Origin of the sequence: Flavobacterium sp. LHD-85 (assembly GCF_030929595.1) — a bacterium.
Lineage (GTDB): Bacteria > Bacteroidota > Bacteroidia > Flavobacteriales > Flavobacteriaceae > Flavobacterium.
The window spans coordinates 1,126,108-1,151,135 of record NZ_JAVFVR010000001.1; the positions used below are offsets into that span (position 1 = coordinate 1,126,108).

At 35.3% G+C, this 25,028-nt stretch carries 17 protein-coding genes; 7 read left to right on the top strand and 10 right to left on the bottom strand.

All coding sequences use genetic code 11. From position 1 onward, the window contains the following. Nucleotides 1–40: 40 nt before the first annotated feature. From RB618_RS04835 to RB618_RS04870, 8 genes are all read right to left on the bottom strand, one after another. Nucleotides 41–2,020 (bottom strand): glycoside hydrolase family 127 protein, encoded by a 1,980-nt coding sequence (locus tag RB618_RS04835; RefSeq protein WP_308067721.1) that lies wholly within the window; start codon nt 2,018–2,020, stop codon nt 41–43. Between the two features lie 12 nt (nt 2,021–2,032). Next, complete coding sequence (locus tag RB618_RS04840; protein ID WP_308067722.1) at nt 2,033–3,013, bottom strand: arabinan endo-1,5-alpha-L-arabinosidase; 981 nt, start codon at nt 3,011–3,013, stop codon at nt 2,033–2,035. A gap of 90 nt (nt 3,014–3,103) precedes the next feature. Beyond that, nucleotides 3,104–4,048, bottom strand: coding sequence for a glycoside hydrolase family 43 protein (locus tag RB618_RS04845; protein WP_308067723.1), 945 nt, complete (start codon nt 4,046–4,048; stop codon nt 3,104–3,106). Nucleotides 4,049–4,294: 246 nt separating this feature from the next. Next, nucleotides 4,295–5,908 carry an arabinan endo-1,5-alpha-L-arabinosidase gene (locus RB618_RS04850; protein ID WP_308067724.1) on the bottom strand — a complete coding sequence of 538 codons (1,614 nt, stop codon included), beginning with the start codon at nt 5,906–5,908 and terminating at the stop codon, nt 4,295–4,297. Nucleotides 5,909–5,919: 11 nt separating this feature from the next. Next, nucleotides 5,920–7,458, bottom strand: a complete 1,539-nt coding sequence (locus tag RB618_RS04855) for an alpha-L-arabinofuranosidase C-terminal domain-containing protein (RefSeq protein ID WP_308067725.1) — start codon at nt 7,456–7,458, stop codon at nt 5,920–5,922. Nucleotides 7,459–7,511: 53 nt separating this feature from the next. Next, a complete protein-coding gene (locus tag RB618_RS04860) occupies nt 7,512–8,519 on the bottom strand; it encodes an arabinan endo-1,5-alpha-L-arabinosidase (RefSeq protein WP_308067726.1) in 1,008 nt (335 codons plus the stop codon). Between the two features lie 128 nt (nt 8,520–8,647). Beyond that, on the bottom strand, nt 8,648–10,210 hold the full coding sequence (locus tag RB618_RS04865; RefSeq protein ID WP_308067728.1) for a RagB/SusD family nutrient uptake outer membrane protein: 1,563 nt from the start codon (nt 10,208–10,210) through the stop codon (nt 8,648–8,650). 30 nt (nt 10,211–10,240) lie between these two features. Beyond that, on the bottom strand, nt 10,241–13,297 hold the full coding sequence (locus tag RB618_RS04870; protein WP_308067729.1) for a TonB-dependent receptor: 3,057 nt from the start codon (nt 13,295–13,297) through the stop codon (nt 10,241–10,243). Nucleotides 13,298–13,871: 574 nt separating this feature from the next. Between RB618_RS04870 and RB618_RS04875 the strand changes: the two genes are divergently transcribed. Continuing rightward, a complete protein-coding gene (locus RB618_RS04875; protein WP_308067730.1) occupies nt 13,872–14,561 on the top strand; it encodes an NUDIX domain-containing protein in 690 nt (229 codons plus the stop codon). Nucleotides 14,562–14,572: 11 nt separating this feature from the next. Here the strand turns inward: RB618_RS04875 and RB618_RS04880 are convergent, their stop codons facing one another. After that, nucleotides 14,573–15,571 (bottom strand): GntR family transcriptional regulator, encoded by a 999-nt coding sequence (locus RB618_RS04880; RefSeq protein ID WP_308067837.1) that lies wholly within the window; start codon nt 15,569–15,571, stop codon nt 14,573–14,575. 101 nt (nt 15,572–15,672) lie between these two features. On the opposite strand from RB618_RS04880, the gene RB618_RS04885 reads away from it, so the two are divergent. From RB618_RS04885 to RB618_RS04905, 5 genes are all read left to right on the top strand, one after another. Beyond that, complete coding sequence (locus RB618_RS04885; RefSeq protein ID WP_308067731.1) at nt 15,673–16,725, top strand: aldose epimerase family protein; 1,053 nt, start codon at nt 15,673–15,675, stop codon at nt 16,723–16,725. Nucleotides 16,726–16,937: 212 nt separating this feature from the next. Next, on the top strand, nt 16,938–18,098 hold the full coding sequence (gene galK, locus RB618_RS04890; protein ID WP_308067732.1) for a galactokinase: 1,161 nt from the start codon (nt 16,938–16,940) through the stop codon (nt 18,096–18,098). Between the two features lie 15 nt (nt 18,099–18,113). Beyond that, nucleotides 18,114–19,172, top strand: coding sequence for a UDP-glucose--hexose-1-phosphate uridylyltransferase (locus RB618_RS04895; RefSeq protein ID WP_308067733.1), 1,059 nt, complete (start codon nt 18,114–18,116; stop codon nt 19,170–19,172). A 252-nt stretch (nt 19,173–19,424) separates the two neighbouring features. Beyond that, on the top strand, nt 19,425–21,110 hold the full coding sequence (locus tag RB618_RS04900; protein WP_308067734.1) for a sodium/sugar symporter: 1,686 nt from the start codon (nt 19,425–19,427) through the stop codon (nt 21,108–21,110). 256 nt (nt 21,111–21,366) lie between these two features. After that, complete coding sequence (locus RB618_RS04905) at nt 21,367–22,146, top strand: SDR family oxidoreductase (RefSeq protein ID WP_057115557.1); 780 nt, start codon at nt 21,367–21,369, stop codon at nt 22,144–22,146. A gap of 149 nt (nt 22,147–22,295) precedes the next feature. On the opposite strand, the gene RB618_RS04910 is transcribed toward RB618_RS04905, so the two are convergent. After that, nucleotides 22,296–23,165, bottom strand: a complete 870-nt coding sequence (locus RB618_RS04910) for an AraC family transcriptional regulator (RefSeq protein WP_308067735.1) — start codon at nt 23,163–23,165, stop codon at nt 22,296–22,298. Nucleotides 23,166–23,338: 173 nt separating this feature from the next. On the opposite strand from RB618_RS04910, the gene RB618_RS04915 reads away from it, so the two are divergent. Further along, nucleotides 23,339–24,994 carry an altronate dehydratase family protein gene (locus tag RB618_RS04915; RefSeq protein ID WP_308067737.1) on the top strand — a complete coding sequence of 552 codons (1,656 nt, stop codon included), beginning with the start codon at nt 23,339–23,341 and terminating at the stop codon, nt 24,992–24,994. The last annotated feature ends 34 nt before the right edge of the window (nt 24,995–25,028 follow it).

The following is a 25,028-nucleotide window of genomic DNA, read 5'->3' on the forward strand; positions in this document are numbered from 1 at the left end:
TTATACTGGTTTGTTTTAGTTTAATTTATTTGTGAGGAATTCAATCTTTAAAATCAATCCACACTTTCATTTTCCCAACTCCACGATTTGACCAAGAGTAATATGGAATGGCTTTGAATTTTGAATTTTCGATGACATTTACACCCTGCAATAAGTTCGCTTCTTTTCTCACTTTGAAAGTGTCTGAAGCCGAAATATTGATTTTGTCAAAATTGGTTTTGTTGTCCATTTCTTCAACTGCATATACTAGCGGACCATATTCTAAAGAGACTTTGTTTTTATTAGTTTCTACTTTTGAATTGGTTGCTACTTCCTGAACTTCCATTGGGAAATTAAGAGCTATTTTGTCGCCTTTTTTCCAGTTTCTGGTTACATTGAAATAACCGTTCTCAGGCTGAATTGCTACTATTTCTCCGTTTATGCTGATAGTTGGTTTCTGCGTTGAAGCTTTTTTATACGTATATAAATCTCCTGGTAAAACTTCATTTCTTGCCCAGCCTGGAACACGAAGTTTAATCGTGAATTTGCTCTCTTTTTTAGGATTAACTGAAATTCCGACTTTTCCGTTCCAAGGATAAGAAGTCTGTTGCGAGATCTGTAAATCGGTTTTTCCTAATGTGAAAGAAGCATCGTTTGAAGCATATAAATTGACATACAAATCGTTCTTGGTTTTCGAATAAATCAATCCTGGAATTGACGGAATAAAACGAATTAAATTTGTCGGACAACAAGAACAATCAAACCAACCTTGACGCGTACAAGAACCTCTGTTTGATTTATAAACACCATCTGCTTCCAAGGCATTTGGATAGAAAAATTGTTTTCCGTCAAGCGAAATACCCGAAATTAATCCGTTGTACATCGTTCTTTCGATCACATCAAAATATTGTGATTTTCCATATAAACTATGCAATCTGTGGTTCCAATACACATCGCCAATCGCAGCACAGGTTTCATTATAAGCAGTTAAGTTTGGTAATTCATAATTTACTCCAAAAGCTTCGCCATCATGTCTAGAACCAATTCCGCCAGTGATGTACATTTTTTTGTTGACCATATTATCCCATATCGTATTTACAGCATTTTCATAAGCTTTATCTTTGGTCAGTGCCACAATATCGGTCATTCCTGCGTACATATAAACGGCACGAACAGCATGCCCGACTGCTTCCTTTTGCTCCACAACAGGCATATGATCCTGAGCGTATTCTCCATATAACTTATGATTGTTTGGATTTCCTCGATTGTCCAAATAATATTTTGCCAATTTCAAGTAATCTTCTTTTCCTGTAATTTGATACAACTTCATCAAGCCCGTTTCTACAATCTGATGCCCCGGAACTCCTTTTATCTGTCCTGGATTATCTCCAAAAGTTCGTACCAGCATATCGGCAGCTTTGATAGCAATGTCAAGAAAATTGGTTTTTCCTGTCGCTTCATAATGCACAACTGCCGCTTCAATTAAATGTCCTGGATTATACAATTCATGACTAATCTGCAAAGATTCCCAACGTTTCCCTTCAATTACAGGAACCCAAGGAGCTGGCGGTTTTGCAGGATTTATGGTTCTCCAAGTGGTAATATATCCATCTGGCTCCTGACCAATTTTTACAATGGCAATCATAGAATCCAAAACTCTTTCCAATTTAGGATTTGGTGCGCTAATTAAAGTGTTTGATGCTCCTTCTATGATTTTGTAAACATCGGTATCATCAAAAGGCATATCGCCTCGCACTTTGCCTGTTTTCTGTTTTCCTGCAATTAAAAAGTTTTCAAAACGACCTTCTTGGTCACATTTATTAATCGCATATTCTATCGTTACTTCCTGTACTCTTTTGATAATTGGCAACCAGAAAGAATCTGTCAGTTTTACATTTTGAATATTTACGGGTTCTATTTCGTAACCTGCTTTTAAAGCCGAAGTTTTATTTTGCACCACATCATTTTTGGTTTCTTTACAGGAAGCCAAAACCAGCAATGACATGAAAATCGTTAAAATGGGTAAATTGTATTTCTTCATTATACTTGTATTCTATTTTAAAACAGGCCATAAATCGGCATCCCAATTAATTTCTCTAACCACTAATCTTGGTGTTCCATTGGTTTTCTTTTCGTAAGCATGGTAAAACATATAGTCTTTTCCATCAAAAGTATAAGCGCTGTTATGGCCTACGCCAAAGTAATTTTCATCGCCTTGAACCACTAAACTTCCACCACCTTGATCGAGTTGTTTTCCTTCTTTATCCAAATAAGGTCCAGTAACATTTTTAGCTCTTCCAACAACCACTTTATATGTGCTTTTTTCTCCACGACAGCATAAATCCCAAGAAAGAAATTGATAATAGTATCCGTTTTTCTTAAAGATAAAAGGAGCTTCTAGTGCACCATCTCCTGGATCTGAATCTGCTAATTCGAAAGTTCTTTTGCGTTTTGCAATTGTATGCCATTCTTGAGGCTGAGCAATTGATTTTAAATCAGGATTTAATTTTACCAATTTTAATCCTTCCCAAAAAGAACCGAAAGAAAGCCAAGGCGTATTGTTTTTATCAAAAACCAAATTCGGATCAATGGCGTTCCACATATCTCTGTTTGGCTGCGATTGAATGACAATTCCCTGATCGACCCATTTGTAGTTTTTATCTTTTGGATCTAAAGTCGTATTAGTGGCAACACCAATTGCTGATGTATTTTTAGCAAAAGCAGAAACGGAATAATACAAATAATAGGTGTTGTTGTGAAATGAAATATCCGGTGCCCAAATATGATTTTTAAAATCGGCCGCAACGCCATCTGCCCAAACTGGTTCTTCTGCGAAGACTTGTGGCTCTTTATTCCATTTTTTTAAATCTTTTGAACTAAAAACACTGATTCCATTGCCTGTACAATACAAATAATAAGTGTCTTTTTGTTTGATAACCACAGGATCGTGCACTACAATTTCCTGCGCTATAACTATTGAAGTTATCAGCATTAGAAAAACGGTAATTGTATATTTTATGTTTTTGTAAACCATATAAGTGATTTAAGTAAATTTAAGTTCAAACCTCAACGAAAACTTTTCTAGAACATATAAGCAGTCCAAACTGAAAACTGCGACTGAGAACTATTGAATTCCTTCAGAGGTCATTACGACACGTTTCATCGTTCCGTCTTTGTTATAAAATAATTTATCAACACAGACCGATCTTCTGAAACTACCGCCATTTGGTTTTGATGCTCCGTTGTGATAAATGAAATACGATTGTCCTTTAAAATCAATTATGGATTGATGATTGGTATTGCTATTTCCTGCTAATTCATTCAAAATTCCTTTAAACTCCCAAGGTCCTGTAATGGATTTACTCATAGCGTAAGCAATTTTTTCAGGAAACTCATAAGCGTACGACAAATAGTACCAGCCGTTATGTTTATGAATCCATGGTGCTTCAGTGAAATTTGGCAGTTTTATGTGATGAATTTCGCCGTCTATTTCCGTCATGTTTTCTTTTAATTTAGCATAATGACAGGCTGTATTTCCCCAAAATAAATAGGCTTGTCCATCAGTATCGATAAAAACCGTCGGATCAATATCGTCCCAGCTTATATCGCTAAACTTGGTCATGTCATTTGTTATCAAAGCTTTTCCTAATGCATCTTTAAAAGGTCCAAGCGGATTATCTGCTACTGCAACTCCGATTGATTTTCCGGGAACAGTGCTATGTTCAACCGTTACATACCAATAAAATTTTCCGTTTCTTTCTATTACCTGCGAAGCCCAAGCATCGCTTTTTGCCCATTTAAAATCGGTTACTTTCAATGGCACGGGATGCGATTCCCATTTTTTCATGTCAGAAGAAGAATACACCAGCCATTCATTCATTTTATAAAAATTAAAATCGTTTGGCGCTTCATCATGACCTGCATACAAATACACTTTGTCTTTGTAAACCAATGCTGCTGGATCTCCGGTATATTTATCTGTAATAATAGGGTTGTTGAATTTTACAGATTGTGCAGTTCCTGCAATCGATAAAAACAAAACAGAAAGGTTGATAAATAGGTTTTTCATTTGTTACTTTATTTTTTTTGCCACGAATTCACGAATTTTTACAAATCATAATTCGTGAATTGCTTCGCCTATTCGCTATCGCTCGGGTCGTGGCTATTTTTCTCTCGCAGATTGAGCAGATTTTTTTTAATCTTCTTAATCCTTTATCCCGATAGCTATCGGGAGTAGCTATTCTTTAATTTTTGGAATTTAAAAGTTGTAATTTTCTAATTTTCTAATTTTCTAATTTTCTAATTTTCTAATTTTCTAATTAATCTTTTTACCCCAAACTGCCAATCCTGCACTATTGATTCCCGTATAACTTAAAGTCACTTTTCTCGTTGCCGATTCCCAATCCCAAGCGTCAACTACGTTGCATTTCACTCCATTTATGGTGGCAATTTTTTTAGCAGGATCGTAAGACCAAGTTCCCGTTATATCTCCGCTTACTTTTTTGTCGGCCGTTAAATAAATCGTAACCGCTTTCTGCATGGTTTTGTATTGATAGTTCATGGTAATTTGTTCCCATGTTCCAACCAGATTTCCCTCTGCAAAAGTCGTTGTTGGTACTCCAGCATAACGTTCTGGTTCTATTACAGGCCAACCGTCTTCCGTCCATTGAATTCCGTGGACATGTCCCATCATGACTGCATTAGAAACATTAATTCCTGCAACACCTTCTGGCAGACGCGCCTGTGAAGCATAAAACCATTGTTTTGTTTCTGGATTCTGAAAAACAGCGCAATGCGCAAATCCGACCCAACCGGTATGATTTTTAAATTGATACGGATGTGTTACTAGCGGAAAACATTCTGCACCGTTTGTAATACTCATTCCTGTATTGGTCACATAAGGGCCAAGAATATTTTTAGAACGAGCTACACGTGTGTTGTAAGCCACCGATAATTCGTCATAAGCCAAAAACAAATAATAATATTGAGTCTCTGGATTGTAGATAATTTCTGGTCCCTCAAGTGCTTGCCAGCGATTTGAATTTACATTTCCTCTGCCTGCAATTCGAACTCCATAATCGTCGATTGTTTTTAATTTATCTGGTTTTCCTGTTGTTGGATTTAGTTTTAAAGCTGCAATTCCAGAATGCCATGAACCGTAAATTAGATATTGTTCGCCTTCGGGAGTTTCAATAAAACTAGGATCAATGGCATTGAATTTAAAATAGGCATCCCAATCATTTCCTCCGTTTCTAACATAACTTTTTACGCCGTCAGGTTCTGAGCAGACAACCATTCCTTTGTCAACCCAATTATTAGAAGCCAAATCTGTTGTTTCAGCCAAACCAATAAAAGCACGCTCTGTCCAAGAAGTATTGGTGTCTGTTCCTGTAATTGGATTGGTTACTACAATGCTGTAATACATTCTAAAAATATTCCCTACCTTTCGAACGCATGGTGCCCAAAATCCGTAACTCGGATTTGTTATTGGAGGTAGCGCCGGATTCATTCTGGCTCTTTTATTATTTAAAGAATCTTTTACCCAAGCCGGAGCCTGCGCCATTGAAGATCCCATAAATTCCCAATTGATTAAATCTTTTGATCTTCTGTAAAAAAAATGTCCGTTGCCATCATGCGCGTTTCCGTACGAAGCATCAGTTTGATACATATAATAGTATTCTCCCGATTTTTCGACTGACGGATCGTGTACATTTGCCAAATTCCATTGTGATCTACTTGTCCAACTTGCAAATGCCGTATAATTGTCTGCATAAGTTGGTCCGTTAAATGTTGGCGTAACCACGGGCGGTTCAACTACAACTTGCGGTTCTGGATCTAATGCCGGATCATCTTTAGAGCAGCTTGTCATTAAAACTACTGCAACAAAAAATCCGATAAAAGAAATGCTTTTTAAAATGAAGTTTTTCATCTGCTTCTATTTTATTTTCCTTCTAAAACAACAACTGAGAAAGGAGGAATAGTGATTTCAAGTTTTCCTTTTTTGTTTTCGAAACCTTTAAAAGCTGTTGGAACAATTTTATTCGGGTTTTCGAATGAATTGTAATCTTGTAATTTAGCCGATGTTATAACCGTTCCTGTGAAGTTTTTCACGCCTAAATCTTTTACATCAATTTCGATTTTGTTCTTATTTTTTGCATCCACATTCACCAATGAAATATGAACTTCGCCATTTTTATCTTTTGATGCTGATGCTGAAACCGCAGGAAGTTTTTCTCCATTAAAAGTGTACGATGGCGATTCGAAACTTACTGGCAATAACTTCGCATCTTGATGCACGCTGTACATTTTCATTACATGATAGGTTGGCGTTACAATCATTTTAGCTTTATCCGTAAGAATTACGGCTTGTAAAACGTTAACGCATTGCGCTAAATTCGCCATACGAACGCGGTCTGAATGGTTATTGAAAATGTTAAGAGTTGCTCCAGCTAAAACCGCATCACGCATTGTATTCTGCTGATATAAAAATCCTGGATTTGTTCCTTTTTCTACTTCGTACCAGCCTCCCCATTCGTCAACAATCATGGCTACTTTTTTCTCAGGATCGTATTTGTCCATAATTGCCGAATGTTTGGTAACCAATTCTTCCATTTTTAGAGCTGACTGCATGGTTTTGAAATAACCTTCTTCTGTAAAATTTCTATCATCTCCTTTTTTACCCCAGTCGATTACCGCATAATGATGAACTCCAACTCCGCCTAACATATTTAACGGAATTCCTTTCATTAAAACTTCTGTCCAATTATAATCTGCACTGTTTGATCCAGAAGCAATTCTTGTGATTCCTCCAGTATTTTCCCAATCTGACATGAAAGTCGCATATTTGCGATATTCTCCCGCGTAATATTCTGCGGTCATATTTCCTCCGCATCCCCAGGCTTCATTTCCAATTCCCCAGTATTTTACTTTCCAAGGTTCTTTTCTTCCGTTTTTAATACGCAAATCGCTCATCGGACTTTTACCGCTGAAGTTTGTGTACTGAACCCAATCTGCTAATTCCTGAACCGTTCCGCTTCCTACATTTCCAGATAAATAAGGTTCTGCACCAAGAAGTTCACACATATTCAAGAAATCGTGTGTTCCAAAACTGTTATCTTCTGTAACTCCGCCCCACCATTTGTTTACAATAGTTGGTCTTTGCTCTTGTGGTCCAATTCCGTCTTTCCAATGATATGTATCAGCAAAACAGCCTCCTGGCCATCTTAAATTTGGGATTTTTAAATCTTTTAAAGCCGCAATAATATCATTTCTTACTCCTTTTGTATTTGGAATTTTCGAAGTATCTCCCACAAAAAAACCTCCGTAAATACAACGCCCTAAATGCTCTGCAAAATGACCGTAAATATTTTTGTCAATTGTTGGCGCATCGGCCGTATTTTTAATGGTGATTGTGGTCTGCGCAAAATTCAGCTGACTGCAAAACGAAATAAGAAATGTGATTAAAAGTGCTTTTTTCATAGTGGTTTTTATTGTAGAGGAAAGCCCGAAAACTTTCCTCTGAATTTTAATTTTTAATAAGAAAGTGTTGGCCATCCTGATGACCAAGTAAAGTATACAATTTCAAGTTTTGGATTTCCGCTGTCGGCCCCGTCATAATAATGAACCGCTCCTTTTTGAGTTCCTGTGATTCTAGACAAATGTCCAGGTCCAATATAATTTCCTTGTGAAGCCAGAACGGTTGTTCCGCCACCACTTTTTAGAGAAACTCCGTTTTTATCTACAAAAGGTCCAAACGGACTCGTAGAACGTCCAACTACAATATAATAGGTGCTATTTACACCATTGCAGCAAGTTCCTCGGTTTACAAATAAGTAATAATAACTTCCTTCTTTAATTAAACAAGGAGCCTCCCAAGATGCACTGTTTCCGCCTGCAACAATGGTTTTGCTTCCTGTTGTTTTTCCTGTCGAAGGATTAATTTGAATTACGCCAATACCGGCATGCCATGAACCATAAGCCATATAAACATTGCTTCCGTCTACTAAAATTGACGGATCGATTGCATTAACATCTGATGCTGAAGAAGAAGAAACAACAACTCCTCTGTCTGTCCATGTTGTTCCTGCGCTTTGCGAAATGGCTGAAGTTGTTACCAATCCAATTGCTGATGTTGCTGAACCAAATGTGGAACAGGAATAATACATATTCCATCTGTTATTAAACCAAGCAACATCTGGTGCCCAAAAAGTTTTAACAAATCCTGGAACGTATCCTGTAATCCAGCTTGGCGTTGATGAGAATACTGATGTTCCCCATGTCCAGTTAGCCAAATCTCTTGAATACGTCATTGGAATATTATCTCCTGTAGTAAAAACATAATAATTAACTCCGCTTTTTACAATTGTACTCGGATCGTGTGATGGCACATTTCCGCTGACTGTTTTAGCTGTTGAATTGGTAACCTCTGAATCCTTTGCATTTACAACTCCTGTTGTTCCTTCTTGTGTTGGGACAATATCTTCATTTTGACAACTCCCAAATAATATCGCTAATAAAACCAAACTTGTAATTGTTTTCATTGTTCTAATTTTAGTTACTGTTAAAAATTACTTCTCTTGTATTCCAAATTCTAAGGGATAATAATATAGTCTCAGTATTCAGTCACAGTATACAGTGAGACTGTGACTGAATACTGAGACTGAAAACTTTAATAACTGTCGTTTTGAATAGTTCCCGGATTGTTATCCATTTCTAATTGCGGAATTGGGAAATATTCTCTTCCTGCTGTATAAGTATTAAACTCAGCATCTCTTGCTTTTAACCAAGCCAATTTTGCTGGATCTTGAAGCCATCCCCAACGACGAATATCATCAAAACGGTGTCCTTCTAGCGGGAATTCTAAAAATCTTTCATGTCCAATTTGTTCTCTCATTTGTGTTTGAGACAATCCTGGTTTTGCAGTTGCCAAATCTGGAAGATTTACCCTGTTTCTTACCATCTGAATGTAAGTGTAAGCCCCTTGAGTATCTCCTGTTTCATTTAAGCATTCTGCATACATCAAAAGAATATCAGCATATCTTAATAAACGCTCATTGATTCCTGAACGCCAATCGTATTCGTCTGCAAATTGTCCGTCAGAGTTTTGGTATTTTCTGCAGAATAAATCATTTAAATCGGCTGGACTTGAAGCGTAGAATGTTGCAAAATCTTTTCCGTACAATTGCATTCCACCTGGTTTATTGTAGAAAATAGTGGCGTCTAAACGCGGATCAAGCTCTCCTGTTTTTGTTTTTTCGTCATGATATTCGTTAAACAATGCCCAAGTAGGCTGAACGTCTGTCCATCCAAAAGCACGAGGCGCATAAGTAATCGCTCTTGCAGATGTTTTTCCCCAGCCAGAAGCAGGAGCACCTCCCCAACCTAGATCAACACCTCCAGCATCTCTGCTAAATTGAACTTCAAAAAGAGATTCTGAATTGTTCTCATTTGCTGTTGTAAAGTTGTCTCTGTAATTCGTTACTAGAGAATAAACCCCTAAATCTATTACTTGCTTAAAAGTTGTTTTAGCATTTGTAAAATCTTTCGTAAACAAATAGGCTTTTCCTAAATATCCTAACGCTGCACCTTTAGTTGCGCGCCCTTTTTGTCCAGCATCTAATCCTGAAATGCCAACATAAGAATTTGGAAGTAATTCTGCTGCCGCTTTAAAATCTGCAATAACTTGCGCCCAGCCTTCATCTTGCGTTTTTTGAGGATAATAAACCGCTAATTCTGTTGGAAGAGGCACATTTTTAAACATGTTTACGGCATGGAAAAAAAACAGTCCTCTTAAGAAATAGGCTTGCCCTATAATTCTGTTTTTTAACGCTTTGTCTTCAAATTCAATTCCGGGTACATTGGTCAATACTTGATTGGCACGGTAAATACCTTGATAATACGTTTCGTAAGCCCATCCGTAAATTGCAGGATCTGCCACATTCGAATTGAAGTGCCCCACATTATACATTGAACCCCAAGGGCTGTTTGTTCTAGAATCATCTGCTTTTACATCGAGCAATAATGGCGTGCTTCTCATGTAAGTTCCGTCTGTCAATAAACTTCCGTAAGCGGCATTTACGCCTTGCAGTGCATCTTCATCTGTTTTCCAAAAATTATCGACCGAATCATTATTTGGATCCAATTGGGTCAGATCTTCGTTATCAACACAGCTTGTTGTTACCAAGGCTAGTGAAAGAAAAACGGTTATATAGCTAAATATTTTAGATTTCATTTTAATACGTTTTAATGGTTAAACCTGTTTTTAGAAGCTCACTTCTACTCCTAAAGAAATTGTTCTCGGATTTGGAAAAGATCCCGCATCATATCCTCTTGAAAGCAATCCGTCACTATTGAAGTCAGGATCGTACCCTTTATATTTAGAGATAATCAACAAGTTCTGCCCATTTAGGTAAACCTTAGCTTTTTCAATAAATTTATCTTTAATCGGAATGTTGTAACCGATTTCCATTGTTTGCAGTTTCACATAATCACCGCTTTCAATAAATCTATTCGAATCTCTGCTATTTCCATTTGGATCTCCAATAACTGGAGCTGGAATATTGGTATTGGTATTAGTTGGTGTCCAATAATTTAATTCGTCTGTATGATGGTTTGTGTATTGTCCGATCATTAAATTGCGGTACATTGCATTAAATACTTTGTTACCTCCCGCTCCCTGCCAGAACATTGAAAAATCAAAGTTGGAATAAGAAGCGCTGAAATTTAATCCAAAGCCATATTTAGGAATTGTTACACCTTGGAAAGTTCTATCAGCATCTGTAATGCTTCCGTCTCCGTTTACATCTCTAAATTTCACGTCTCCAGGAGCCGCACCTGTTTGTGTTGGAGAAGATGCAACCTCAGCCGCATTTTGGAAAATTCCAATTGCTTCCCAAGCAAACATTTCACCAACAGATCTTCCTACTTCTGTTTTAGAAACTGCTCCGTAAATAGGATTTCCGTTTACACCAATTTTAGTAACTTCATTTTTAAGTGTTCCGAAATTTCCAGAAATATCATATTTAAATTTATGGTGATGATTGCTGTAAGATGCTGTAAATTCTACCCCTGAGTTTTTCATAGATCCCGCATTTGTAGTCACACTTGCAGGAAATGCTCCTGTAGAAAACGGAAGCGGAACGCCTAACAATAAATCATCTGATTTTTTTACAAAGTATTCTGCTGTAAACTGTAAATCATTGTTTAAGAAACCTAATTCGATACCCACATTTGAGTTTGTAGATTTTTCCCATTTTACATTAGGATCAAGTGCAGCAACAACTGTTGTTCCAGGAGCAAGCTCATTATTGAAATCATAACCAGCAAAACTGTTTACTGTTGACGCAAAGAAATATTGTGAAATAGTATTATTTCCTAATGTACCGTAACCTCCTCTAAGTTTAATATTGCTTATCCATTCTGGTAATGTCCAGAATTTCTCGTTACTAAGTTTCCATCCTCCTGAAAAAGAGTAAAAGTTTGCCGAATTATTTTTTTCGCTGAAAAGAGATGTTTTATCTTGTCTAAAATTAGCCTGCAATAAATATCTGTCATCGTAAGAATAATTTAATCTGCTGATATAAGATATTCCTGTAATCGTAAATTTATATTCAGATGCATTTCTGGCATCAGCATATTGAAGCATCGGAATGTCGTTTGGAGTGTAACCTACACCTCTCATATTATATCTGTGATAGTCTCTTTTTTCCTGAATCCAACCTGCAAGAGCGTCAATTTTATGCTTGCCAAGAGTCACTTCGTAGGTTAGCAAATTATTCAAGAACGTTCTTAACTCATTTCCTGTTTCAACATCTAGAGATGCCTCATCATTTGTAGTAATGTAATACCATCCTAAATCACTTGGCGGAATAAACTTTCTGTTTTCCCAGTCTGTTCTGTCATAACTTACATCCAGTTTATATTTAAGACCTTTTACAATTTCTACTTCTCCCCAAACATCACCAATGAAACGATTTCTTTTTCCATTATTATCAATCAGATTATTGTATCCAATTGGGTTCATTGAAATCGCTCTCTGAGTCAGGTTGTCTGTACCTCCATAACCTCCAAGTCTATTTGCGTCGTAAACTGGCATAGTTGGAATAGCTCCTAAAATGTCACTTACAACTGTTTGACCTGCATTGTATTCATTAAAAATTTCTTTATCAGATTGTGTATAAGCTATTTTTGCACCGTATTTAAATTTTCCTTTTTTACCATTTAAATTTAAGTTGGTTGACAATCTCTCATAATCTTGAGGCGTTTTGATATAGCTTGTATTTTTAAAATAGTCAACATTAAAGCTATAAGCTATACTTTCTGCACCTCCAGTAAAAGTAAGCGCTTGATTTTGTACAACCCCTGTCTCAAAAGATTCTTTCTGCCAGTCTGTATCTACATTTGATATGTACGATGGACTATTTGGATCATTTCCTGGAGCAATGCTTACAGGAACTCCTGCTCTAATATCTCTGTTTCTTTCAGCTTCACTAGTAATTTTTTGATAACCAACTCGATCTGTAACATCCCATTTTTTAGCAACATTTTGAAGACCTACAATAGACTTGAATTTAATGTCCATTTTACCTTGTCTGCCTTTTTTAGTCGTAATAATTACAACACCATTTGCACCGCGAACACCATAAATAGCAGCCGATGACGCATCTTTTAAAACCTGCATAGATTCAATTTCTCCTGGGGCAAAATCATAAGGTGAATCGACCATAATTCCGTCGATTACAAAAAGCGGATTATTGTTACTAAATGAAGTTATCCCTCTAATCTTCACATTGACGAAACCTCCCGGTTCTCCAGAAGATTGCACCGTAACACCTGGAACTTGTCCCTGAAGCATTTTAGCAGCATCATAAGTAACTACCTTTTTTGCCGATTCTAAATTAACAACACTTACAGAACCTGTTAAATCAGATTTCTTTTGAGTTCCATAACCAATAACAACTACCTCATTAAGTTTATTGGTGTCTTCGCCCAAAGCAACATCTATTTTAGACTGGCTTCCTACGGCTATCTCTTTGTTCTGAAATCCTATAAATGAAAAAACTAAAACATCGTTTGGTGATGCCTTAATTGAGTATTCTCCATCAAATCCAGTTGTAGCAACTGTTTTGGTTCCTTTTATAACAATGTTTACACCCGGAAGAGGCAAGTTATCCTGCGCAGATGTAACAACTCCTGTTATCGTTTTGCCCTGAGCAGACATTTGATTAACAGAAAATAACAGCATCAGTACTGCTAAAATCCAATTTGTTTTTGGCAATAGAAAATTGCAATACAAAAGTAATTTTTGTTTTGTAATCATAATGGTTTAGTTAAGATTGGTTAGTGGTTTTTAGTTAATAAGTGTTAATCTTACATTTGTAAATTTAACTAAAAAATAATCACGTAAACAAATTAAAATCACAAAAAAATAGTCGAAAAAAAACACATATCGCAAATTAAGTGTTTAATCAACATTTAAAAATTCAAAGTTTTTTCAAAAAAACTGCCATTTTATTAGTTTTAATTGTGTAAAAAATACACTTTTAATGAAAAAGGCATTTTTTAATCAAAAAACAGAGTGAATAAAAAAAAGCATAAATAATCTGTTTTTTAGTAATTTGAAGTCGAAAAAAAGATAGTTTTGTAAGTAAATGATTGTTTATTTTTGTCTGTTTCTGATTAAACAGAACATATTTTTACAAAAAACCATCCTTGACTGTCCTGTTTTTTTCTTAAAAAAATCTTAAAAAGTATATTTGCATATTATTTTTATGTAAAAGCTAGCTTTTTTAACTCTACATTTGAGTAGTAATTATGTAAGTGTAAAATCTACATTAATAAATTATGAAAGCTTTTAGGAAGTTCATATATTTACCCATCCAAATTAATTATATATGCTAAATAGTTATAGCTCTGCTGATAAAGTTTTACTGGCAGTAGACTGCATCATTTTCGGATTTGACAATGATGGTCTGAAAATCCTTTTAATTCAAAGAGATTTTGAGCCTGAAAAAGGCAAGTGGTCCTTGATTGGAGGATTTCTAAAACGCGATGAAGTTTTAGACACTGCCGCAACCAGAATCTTAAATACTTATACAGGTCTTAACGATATTTATATGGAGCAGTTACATGCTTATAGTGAAATTGATCGTGACCCCGTAGAAAGAACCATTTCGGTTTCTTACTTTGCTTTAATTAATATCGAAAACCATAATGCAGAATTAATTCAAAATTATCATGCTGAATGGTTCCCTATTAATGATGCACCAAATTTAATTTTTGACCACAACGAAATGGTTGAAAATGCAATTAAAAGACTTCGCTACAAAACTTCTATCAAACCAATTGGTTTTGAATTGCTTCCTGAAAAATTCACCATGCGTCAGCTTTTAGAATTGTACGAAGCTATTTTGAGCAAAGAATTGGACAAAAGAAATTTCATCAGTAAAATAAACTCTTTGGAAATTCTAAATAAGCTAGAAGAAAAAGACATGCAGTCTTCTCGAAAAGGCTCCTATTTATATACCTTCAACAAAGAGAAATATGAAGAAAAACTACTAAATAATTTTGTGCTCAATTTGTAATTCGCACTATATTATAAAGAGTTACGCAATATAAGAGCAGATTTATTTTCAATCTGCTCTTTTATTCCTTTCAAAACCATATCGGCCAAAATTTTTCCCATCAATTCAAAATTAGTTGATATTGTGGTAATTCCGTTTGCGGCAATTTTCTTTAATGGCGTTTCATTATAGGATATAATGCCGAAATCTTCTCCTAATTTTAAGTTTCTGCTCATTGCATTTTCTATAACCAAAAGCAAATCGCGGTCATGAGGAATGATATATAAATCTCCCAAAGCAATAGATTGATTGCTGAAATCTGAAATAACTTCATAATCAAAACCATAATCTTGACAAAAAGATTCAAAACCCAATTTCATTCCGGGCGGTTCTCTAAAACCAGGGAAAATTAAAATCAGCTTCTTGTATTTTGACAATCTGGATTTACCTTTCATGAAACCTTCATATATATCTTTTTGGTGATTTTGGTAAATCGCAGGAAACATTTTTAAATCTGGATTTGTCTGATCCAAAATAATTACGTCGCTTACTGGTAGGGTTTTTATAGAATCGACGACATCATTTAAGTTCGTCGGCATAATAATGTATTTTGTATAATTTCCGTTGCTGTCATTTATCAGTTTTTTGAAAACCTGAACATTAAAATGATGAAAGAAAATATCGACCTGAACATTTTTTCCGATGTTTTTTAAAAACGAATTATAAATGTCTTCTTTAAAAATATTCAATTCATCGAAGAGTAGAAAAATCTTCTGAGTTATAGTGATTTCAACGCTTTTAACGTAATAGCCTTTTCCTGGAATGGCATAAATGATTCCTCTTTTCTTCAATTCATCATACGCCAATAAGACCGTATCTCGAGATAAAGAAAAAGCCAGACATACTTTATTTACCGACGGAAGCGTATCGCCTTTAATTAAATTTCCCTCTTCGATTGCTTTTTCGACTGAAAGAATTATCTGCTTATATTTTGGCAGACCAATATTATTTTGGATTGAAATCATGCTTATGATAAAGTCATTCTGACTATTATAATTAAAAACTGGTAGGTACTGGTATGCAAATATAGAAAATGTTTCTACTTTTGGATTTCATTTTTGGTAAAAATTATATGGAAATAAAACACATATCGCATTTAAAAGAGATTCACAATTGCAAATTGTTTGGTTTAATGCCTAATAAGGAAGAAATTTATTCTTTTGATCTGATTAATAAAAACGGAATGAAAGTTCAAATCATCAATTATGGCGCAACCGTAACTTCCATCCAAATTCCGGTAAACGGAAAATTAACAGATGTTGTATTAGGGTTTGATAATTTAGAATCGTATTTAGAATCATATAATTTACCAAGTGCTCCGTATTTTGGAACAACGGTTGGCCGTTACGCAGGAAGAATTCATAATGGAACTTTCAATCTTAACGATACAAAATTTCAGCTTGACGGAAACAATAACGGCAATACGCTTCATGGCGGAGAAATGGGATTTGGAAGAAAAGCTTGGAGCGTAACTGATGCAAAAACTGGCGAAAATCCGTCAATTACTTTTGGGCTTTTAAGCACACATTTAGACGAGAATTTTCCTGGCGAAATGACTGTTTATTTAACGTATACTTTGACTGAAGAAAATGAATTAAAATTAGAATATAAAGCAACCTCAACTGAAGATACTATTATCAATTTGACACATCACAGTTATTTTAACCTTGATGGTCATGACGGAAATGTTCTAGAACAGCAGATGTTTATCAAATCAGCTAAAATGCTGGAAACAAATCCAGATAATATTCCAACAGGAAATTATACCGATTTGACCAATCATGATTTTGATTTTAGAACTGCTAAAAACTGTCCGTTTCCAATTGACAATTCTTTCGTAGTAAATTCTAAAACGGAAATTGTTGGCCAACTAATCAGTTTAAAAAATAAACTAAGAATGAATGTTTATACCGATCAGCCAAGTGTACATATATATGTAGGCGGAAATTGTTTCGGAAAATTGAAGGGAAAAGAAAATGTCGATTATAATGCGCAAAGCGGAATCTGTTTTGAAACACAGAATTTTCCTGACGCACCAAATCATGCTCATTTTCCGAATGCAGTTTTGAAAAAAGGTGAAGAGTACACGCAGAAAACGCTTTACAAATTTGAAAGTTTAAACTAAGAACAAAATGTAATTTCAACACATAGAAACATAGATTCTATGCTAAAAAAAAGAAGGCAAAGAGAAAAATATTTCTTTCACATAGCATTCTATGTCCATTTAAACTAGTGAAACGCCTTTTTTAAGTTTACAAAAACTATGTTTCTATGTGTTAAAAAAAAACACTCAGAAGAATAATAAATTCCAAAAACCACAATACAACTAACTATATAATGAATGATATTTTAATACAAGATACCGTTGCCTTTTTTGAGAAATCTTTCGGTTCTTCTCCAGAAAAAACGGTACTTTCTCCAGGCAGAATTAACATTATTGGAGAACATATTGATTACAATGATGGTTATGTTTTGCCCGCTGCAATTGACAAAGTGATTTGTTTTGCTTTTGAAAAAAACAATACCAAAACTTCTAAAATAATTGCAATCGATTTGAATGAAGAATTTGAAATCGATTTGACTCAAGAAGTAAAACTGAGCGATGTGGTTTGGACCAACTATATTCGAGGTGTAATCAAACAATTGCAAGACAACGGATTTTCGTTTGAAGGTTTCAATTGCGTTTTCAGCAGCAATATCCCGGTTGGTTCTGGATTATCTTCTTCCGCGGCTTTAGAATGCGGAATGATTTTCGGAATCAAATCGCTGTTCGATTTAAAAATTGAGAAAAAAGATATTTCATTATTAGGACAAAAAGCAGAACATTGGGTTGGAATCAACTGCGGAATTATGGATCAGTTTTCTAGTGTACATGGACTTGAAAACAAAGTAATTCAGCTAGACTGTAATACTTTAGATTTCGAATATCACAATGCCGACTTCAAAGATTATTCGCTGATCTTATTTGATTCTAATGTAAAACATTCGCTTTTTACATCAGAATATAATACAAGAAGAATTGAATGTGAAGAAGGTTTATCGATTATAAAAAGCCATTTTCCAGAAGTAAAAACTTTTAGAAACGCTACAGAAGAACAGGTTTTGAGCCTAAAAGATAAAATGACTGAAAAGGTTTTCAGCAGAGTTCATTTTGTGGTAAAAGAAATAAACCGCGTCATCAAAGCTTGTAAAGCTTTAGACCAAGGAAATATTGAGCAGTTAGGAGAATTGCTTTTTGAAACGCATTACGGTTTATCTAAAGAATATGAAGTAAGCTGTGAAGAATTAGACATGCTTGTTGATACCGCAAAAGAAGACGATGCCATTATTGGTTCTCGACTTATGGGTGGCGGTTTTGGCGGCTGCACCATTAATTTAGTTAAAAAAGGAAATGAAAATGAGGTAAAGCGTAAATTTTCGAAACTTTATTTGGATACATTTGGAATTGAATTAAAATTCTATGATGTAAAAATCTCTAACGGAACAACGCTACTTTAAAACCACAACACTACAATGAAAAATTTTGACATTAACGAAGATCCGCACAGACGCTTCAATCCATTAATTAACGAATGGGTCTTGGTTTCTCCTCATCGTGCAAAACGCCCTTGGCAGGGACAAAATGAAACCATTTCTACAGAAGAACTTCCTAAATACGACCCAACTTGTTATTTGTGTCCAGGAAATGTTCGTGCCAACGGAATGAATAACCCGCAATACGAAAGCAGTTTTGTTTTTGAAAATGATTTTGCAGCCATGAAACAGGACGAAATTATTTTTGAAGATGACATTAAACATACCTTTTTTAAAGCAAAACCAGAACAGGGAATTTCGAGAGTAGTTTGTTTTTCGCCAAGACACGATCTGACTTTGCCTGAAATGGAAATTGCCGATATTGAAAACATCATCAAAACTTGGCAGAAAGAATACACTGATTTAGGTAATATAAAATACATTAATCACGTTCAGATTTTTGAAAACAAAGGAAGCGTAATGGGCTGCAGCAACCCGCATCCGCACGGACAAATCTGGGCGCAGTCTTCATTGCCAACCCAAGTTGAAAAAACACAAAACAGCTTAAAATCATATTACGATAAAAATGACAGAACATTATTGGAAGATTATGTAAAAGCTGAATTGAAAGCCGGAGAAAGAATCGTAATTGAAAATGATCATTTTGTGGCATTAGTCCCTTTTTGGGCAATCTGGCCTTACGAAACGATGATTGTTAGCAAAAGAGCCGTAAACAAAATCACTGATTTTACTGCCGAAGAAAGCACCGCTTTCGCGAAAATCTTAAAACAGTTAACCACGAAGTATGACAATTTATTTAATACTTCATTTCCGTATTCTTCAGGAATTCACCAATCGCCAACAGATGGTTTATTGCATCCAGAATGGCATTTCCATATGCATTTCTACCCACCGCTGTTAAGATCGGCAACGGTAAAGAAATTTATGGTAGGATACGAAATGCTGGGCGAATCGCAACGTGATATTACTCCTGAAAAAAGTGCTGAAATTTTAAGACAGCTTTCAGATGTACATTACAAAAGTCTGGTAAAAGCATAATGGTTTAATGTTGCTCTAAAGCCGAAAACTAAAAATTTAACACAATTCCTGCTTAATAAATGTAAAAAACACATTTACTAATGGCTAATTTCTAAATTTTTATTTTACATTTGGCTTCTGCTTTTATTTTCGCAAAAAAATAACAGAAATAAAACACATCTTGCATTTTTAACAAGATTTAACGACATAAAAACTGATTTTAAAACCACATAAACAAACAACCTATAATAATTATTTAAAATACTACTAACAATGAACCAAAACCTCGCTTTCGCAGACTATGCGGTTTTTATTATTTACTTTATCGTCGTCTCTGTCTACGGTTACACCGTTTACCGCAAACGTAAACAGGACGAACATGATGCTAAAGCTTACTTTTTGGCTGAAGGAAATTTAACTTGGTGGGCAATTGGAGCTTCTCTTATTGCTTCTAACATCTCTGCCGAACAATTTATCGGAATGAGCGGGGAAGGTTTCTTCTTAGGAATCGCTGTTGCTGCTTACGAATGGCTTGCTGCCGTTGCCCTTATCATTGTTGCTGTATGGTTTATTCCTGTTTATCTAAAAAACAAGATTTACACTATGCCACAATTCTTAAAAACACGTTATAACGAGTCTACTGCACTTATCATGGCAGTATTCTGGCTGTTTTTATATGTTTTCGTAAACCTTACTTCAATTTTATATCTAGGAGCTGTCGCTATTAATGGTCTTGCTGGAGGAGAATACCTTCACGTGATCATGATCGGATTGGCTGTTTTTGCTTTATTTATTTCTCTTGGAGGAATGAAAGTTGTAGCTTATACAGACGTTATTCAAGTTGCCGTATTAATCATTGGAGGTTTAGTAACTTCTTATATCGCTTTGACAACTGTTGGTCAATATTTTGGTGTTGGCGAAAATGCAATTGCAGGTTTCAAAGTCTTGATGAAAGAAGCGCCTGAGCATTTCAAAATGATTATTCCAAAACCAACCGCAACTTCTTCTCAGTTAGAAATCGATAAATATTTAACTTTCCCTGGATTGTTATCTTACGCTGCTGGTATCTGGATCATCAACTTAAACTATTGGGGATGTAACCAATACATTACGCAAAGAGCACTTGGAGCAGATTTACAAACAGCTCGTACAGGAATTTTGTTTGCTGGTATGTTAAAATTATTAATGCCACTTATCGTAATGCTTCCTGGTATTGCTGCTTACGTTTTATATACAAACGGACACTTGCCTCAATTAGTTGGAGGAAAAGACGGAGCTTATTCTGCTGTACTGACATTCCTTCCAACGGGATTAAAAGGACTTTCAGTTGCCGCTTTAACTGCTGCAATCGTAGCATCTTTAGCTGGAAAAGTAAACAGTATTTCCACAATCTATACTCTTGATGTTCATAAAAAATATATCCAAAAAGATGCTGGCGAAAAACAACAAGTAAACATTGGGCGTATTGCCGTTTTTGTTGCCATGCTTTTAGCTGTTTTATTTACATGGAATGACATCTTAGGAATTGGTGGTGTTGGAGGATTTACATATATCCAAAAATATACTGGATTCATTAGTCCTGGAGTTTTTGCTATGTTCTTCTTAGGTATGTTCTGGAAAAGAACTACTGGAACAGCAGCAATCGTTGGGGTAATTTTAGGATTCTTATTATCTGTTTTATTCAACGAATACGCTCCAGCTTTATTTGGAAACGACACACTTTTATACACAGCTTACTCTAACGGAAAAGGAGCTTTCGAAATTCCTTTCCACATCTGTATGGGATTATCATTCTTATTTACAATGATTGCGATGATCTTGATAAGTTTCGCTGGTCCAAAAGTAAACCCAAAAGCATTCGAGACAGAACCTGGAATGTTCAAAGTACAGCCACAGACAACAGTCTTAATCGTGATTACGATGTTGATTATTGTTGCGCTTTATGTTAAGTTCTGGTAATAAATTATCAGTTCTTTTCTCTCTATTTTTACAGCTGTTGTTTATCATGAACAACAGCTGTAAATTTTTAAAAAATATTTTAACACATAGAAACATAGATTTTTTTAACCTATAAAAAAGAGTAAAAAGCAAATCTAGATTTGAACACATAGTCTATGTGAATTTAGATTAAATGAAATGCCTTTTTAGACAAAGATGAGCTATGATTCTATGTGTTTAAAAAATACACTAACAATAAATTAAAATAAATAAAAGCATGCAGTTATCATTAACCCAAAAAATCATTATCGTTACGGGAGGTGCAAAAGGAATCGGTTTAGGAATCGTTAAGGTTTTAGCCGAAGAAAATGCTATTCCGTTTATCGTTGGACGTAACGAAAATGATAACATCAAAGCCGTAGAAGAATTAAAAGCCATTGGAAAAGAAGCGCATCAAGTTGCTGCCGATTTGACAAAACCAGAAGACTGCAAAAAAGCCGTTGAAGCTGTAATAGCAAAATTCGGAAGAATCGACGGATTGGTGAACAATGCTGGAGTTAATGACGGCGTTGGATTAGAAAACGGAAATTATGAAGATTTCGCCGCTTCACTTCACAAAAATTTAGTGCACTATTATTTAATGGCACAGCACGCACTTCCGTATCTAAAAGAATCAAAAGGAGCCATTGTAAACATCGGTTCTAAAACTGCCGAAACCGGTCAAGGAGGAACCTCTGCTTACGCCGCTTCAAATGGTGGAAGAAATGCTTTAACTAGAGAATGGGCTGTTGAATTATTAAAGTACAGCATTCGTGTAAACGCAGTAATCGTAGCAGAATGTTACACTCCGCTTTACGAAACGTGGATCAATACTTTTGAAAATAAAGAAGAAAAGTTAGCTGCAATTACCAAAAATATTCCGTTAGAAAACAGAATGACAACAGCTGAAGAAATCGCGAATATGGTGGTTTTCTTATTGTCTGAAAAATCAAGCCATACAACTGGACAGATAATTTATGTTGATGGTGGTTATACGCATTTAGATAGATCTATTTAATTTTTTTTTTGCCACAGATTAAAAGGATTTTCAAATCCAGTTTTGTCAGGCTGAGCGAAGTCGAAGCCCACGTCCAATTGGAACGCCCTTCGACTTCGCTCAGGGTGACAAACGTAAATCATTTTAATCCTTTAAATCTGTGGCAAAAACTAATTTACCTTCGCATTATTCTTAAAATCAGTCGGCGTAATTCCCTTAACTTTTTTGAAGAGTTTATTAAAATTTGATGCTGTTTTATAACCGCATTCATACGCAATCTCAGACATGCTTTTATCAGTTTCCAGCAACAATTTGCAGGAATTCGAAATTCTGATTTCGTGCAGATAATCTACAAAATTCTTTTTCGTCTTTACCCTGAACATTCTACAGAAAGAAGTTCTTGTCATATTTGCGACAGCGGCAATTTCTTCTAAGGAAATATTCTTTTTATAATTTTTATTTACATATTGAAAAACCTCCGAAAGACGATCTACTTTCGAATCTTTCTGCATTAAAGAATAAATCTCATCATTGATATAAATCGTATCCTGACTTTCGGAAAGAATCGACAAAATCTCAAAAAGCCCTACTATAACTTCAAAGTCTTTTTTAGAAACTAATTTTTCCAGTTTTTTAGCAATCTGTTTATTGGTTTTTCCGATAATCGAAATTCCTTTTCCAGCTTGAAAAAAGAGTTCGTTGATTTTTTGGGTTTCTTTTAATTCATAAAAAGTCGGTCCAAAAATATCTTTATGAAAATATACGACAATCGAATTGGCTTTTAAATCTTCAATTCCCTGATAATATTTTTCGTCATTAAGCCAAACATGCGGAATATCAGAACCTAAAAAAACCATATCGCCAGGCGCAAAAGGCATTACCGAATTTCCAATAATTCGCTTGCCGTAACTCTCTTTTACATAAACCAACTCCAATTCGGGATGCGAATGAAAAGGCGCTTGAAAAAATGGTTCAATACGGTTCAGTACCGAAACTTTGGTGTTGAGATAAGACGCTATTTTAGTTTGTTCCAATTTCATATCACAAAGATAATTAAAGATTAGATACGGATAATATTAGACTATTAATCAATGTGTAAAAAGGCTAATTTTATTTTTCGTTAACTGCCCGAATTCTATACAAAATCAAAGGATTAAATTGTTTTAAAACGAAAGTAGTGACATCAAAAAAAAAAGAAAAAACAAACAACACAATGTCTGACAATAACACAAAAAAACTGGTTGTAAAACTGCATCCAGACGATAATGTATTGGTTGCCTTAACCGATCTTCAAAAAGGCGAAACCATTCATTTTGAAAATGAAACTTACGTTTTACAAGACCTCATCAAAGCCAAACATAAATTCTACATGCAGGACATGAAGCAGGGAGAAGAAGTAAATATGTACGGCGTTTTGGTTGGAAAAGTACAAAACGATTTGGCAAAAGGAAGTTTAATGACGACTGAGAACCTTAAACATGCTGCAGATCCGTACGCTTACAGAAATGCTTCGTACGAATGGAATGCGCCAGATGTTTCAAAATTCGAAAACAGAACTTTTAAAGGATACAAAAGAAAAGACGGACGCGTTGGAACGGCAAATTATTGGCTTTTTATTCCAACTGTTTTTTGTGAAAACAGAAATCTGGACGTCATCAAAGAAGCCTTACACAAGCAATTGGGTTATGCTGTAACAGACAAATACAACCAATTTACGCACGAATTACTGGAAGGTTATTTGAACGGAAATGATATTAACGATATCAATATTGAATTAAATCCGACTCCAAAAAACAAACGTGTTTTTGAAAATGTAGACGGAATCAAATTCTTAAATCACCAAGGCGGTTGCGGTGGAACTCGCCAAGACGCTTCTACTTTGAGCGCTTTATTGGCTTCTTACGCGAATCATCCAAACGTGGGCGGAATTACACTTTTGAGTTTAGGATGCCAGCATTTACAAGTTCAGGATTTTGTAAACGATGTAAAAAGACAAAATCCAGATTTTGATAAACCATTGTTTATCTTTGAACAACAGCAGACTGAAAGCGAAGAAGTTTTGATTACCAATGCCATCAAAAAAACGTTTGAAGGTTTAATTGAAATCAATAAATACGAAAGAACCGAGGCGCCTTTAAGCGATTTATGCATTGGTGTAAAATGCGGCGGAAGTGATGGTTTTAGCGGTGTTTCGGCAAATCCTGCTGTAGGTTATACTTCTGATTTAGTGGTAGCTTTAGGCGGAAAAATTCTTTTGGCAGAATTCCCAGAATTATGCGGTGCAGAGCAGAATTTAATTGACAGATGTATTACAGAAGATAACGCTAAAAAATTCATTGATTTAATGGAATCTTATGACGAACTAGCGCATAAAGTAGGTTCTGGTTTCCATATGAATCCTTCACCGGGAAATATCAAAGATGGTTTAATTACCGACGCCATCAAAAGTGCTGGAGCAGCAAAAAAGGGCGGAACTTCTCCCGTTGTTGATGTTTTAGATTATACCGAATTGGTTACAAAACCCGGTTTAAGTTTGGTTTGTACACCAGGAAATGATGTAGAAGCAACAACTGGAAAAGCGGCTTCTGGAGCGACTTTAATTTTGTTTACAACTGGATTGGGAACTCCGACAGGAAATCCTGTTTGTCCTGTAATTAAAGTGGCAACAAACTCTGTTTTGGCAACGAGAATGAAAGATATTATCGATATTGACTGCGGACCAATTATCAGTGGCGAAAAATCTATTGAAGAAATGGGCGAGGAAATTTTAGAATATTGCATCAAAGCGGCGAGCGGCGAAATTATTCCGAAAGCAGTACAATTAAACCAAGACGATTTTATTCCGTGGAAACGCGGTGTATCTTTGTAAAAGACTATTAAAAAACAACTCATAAAATTTATAT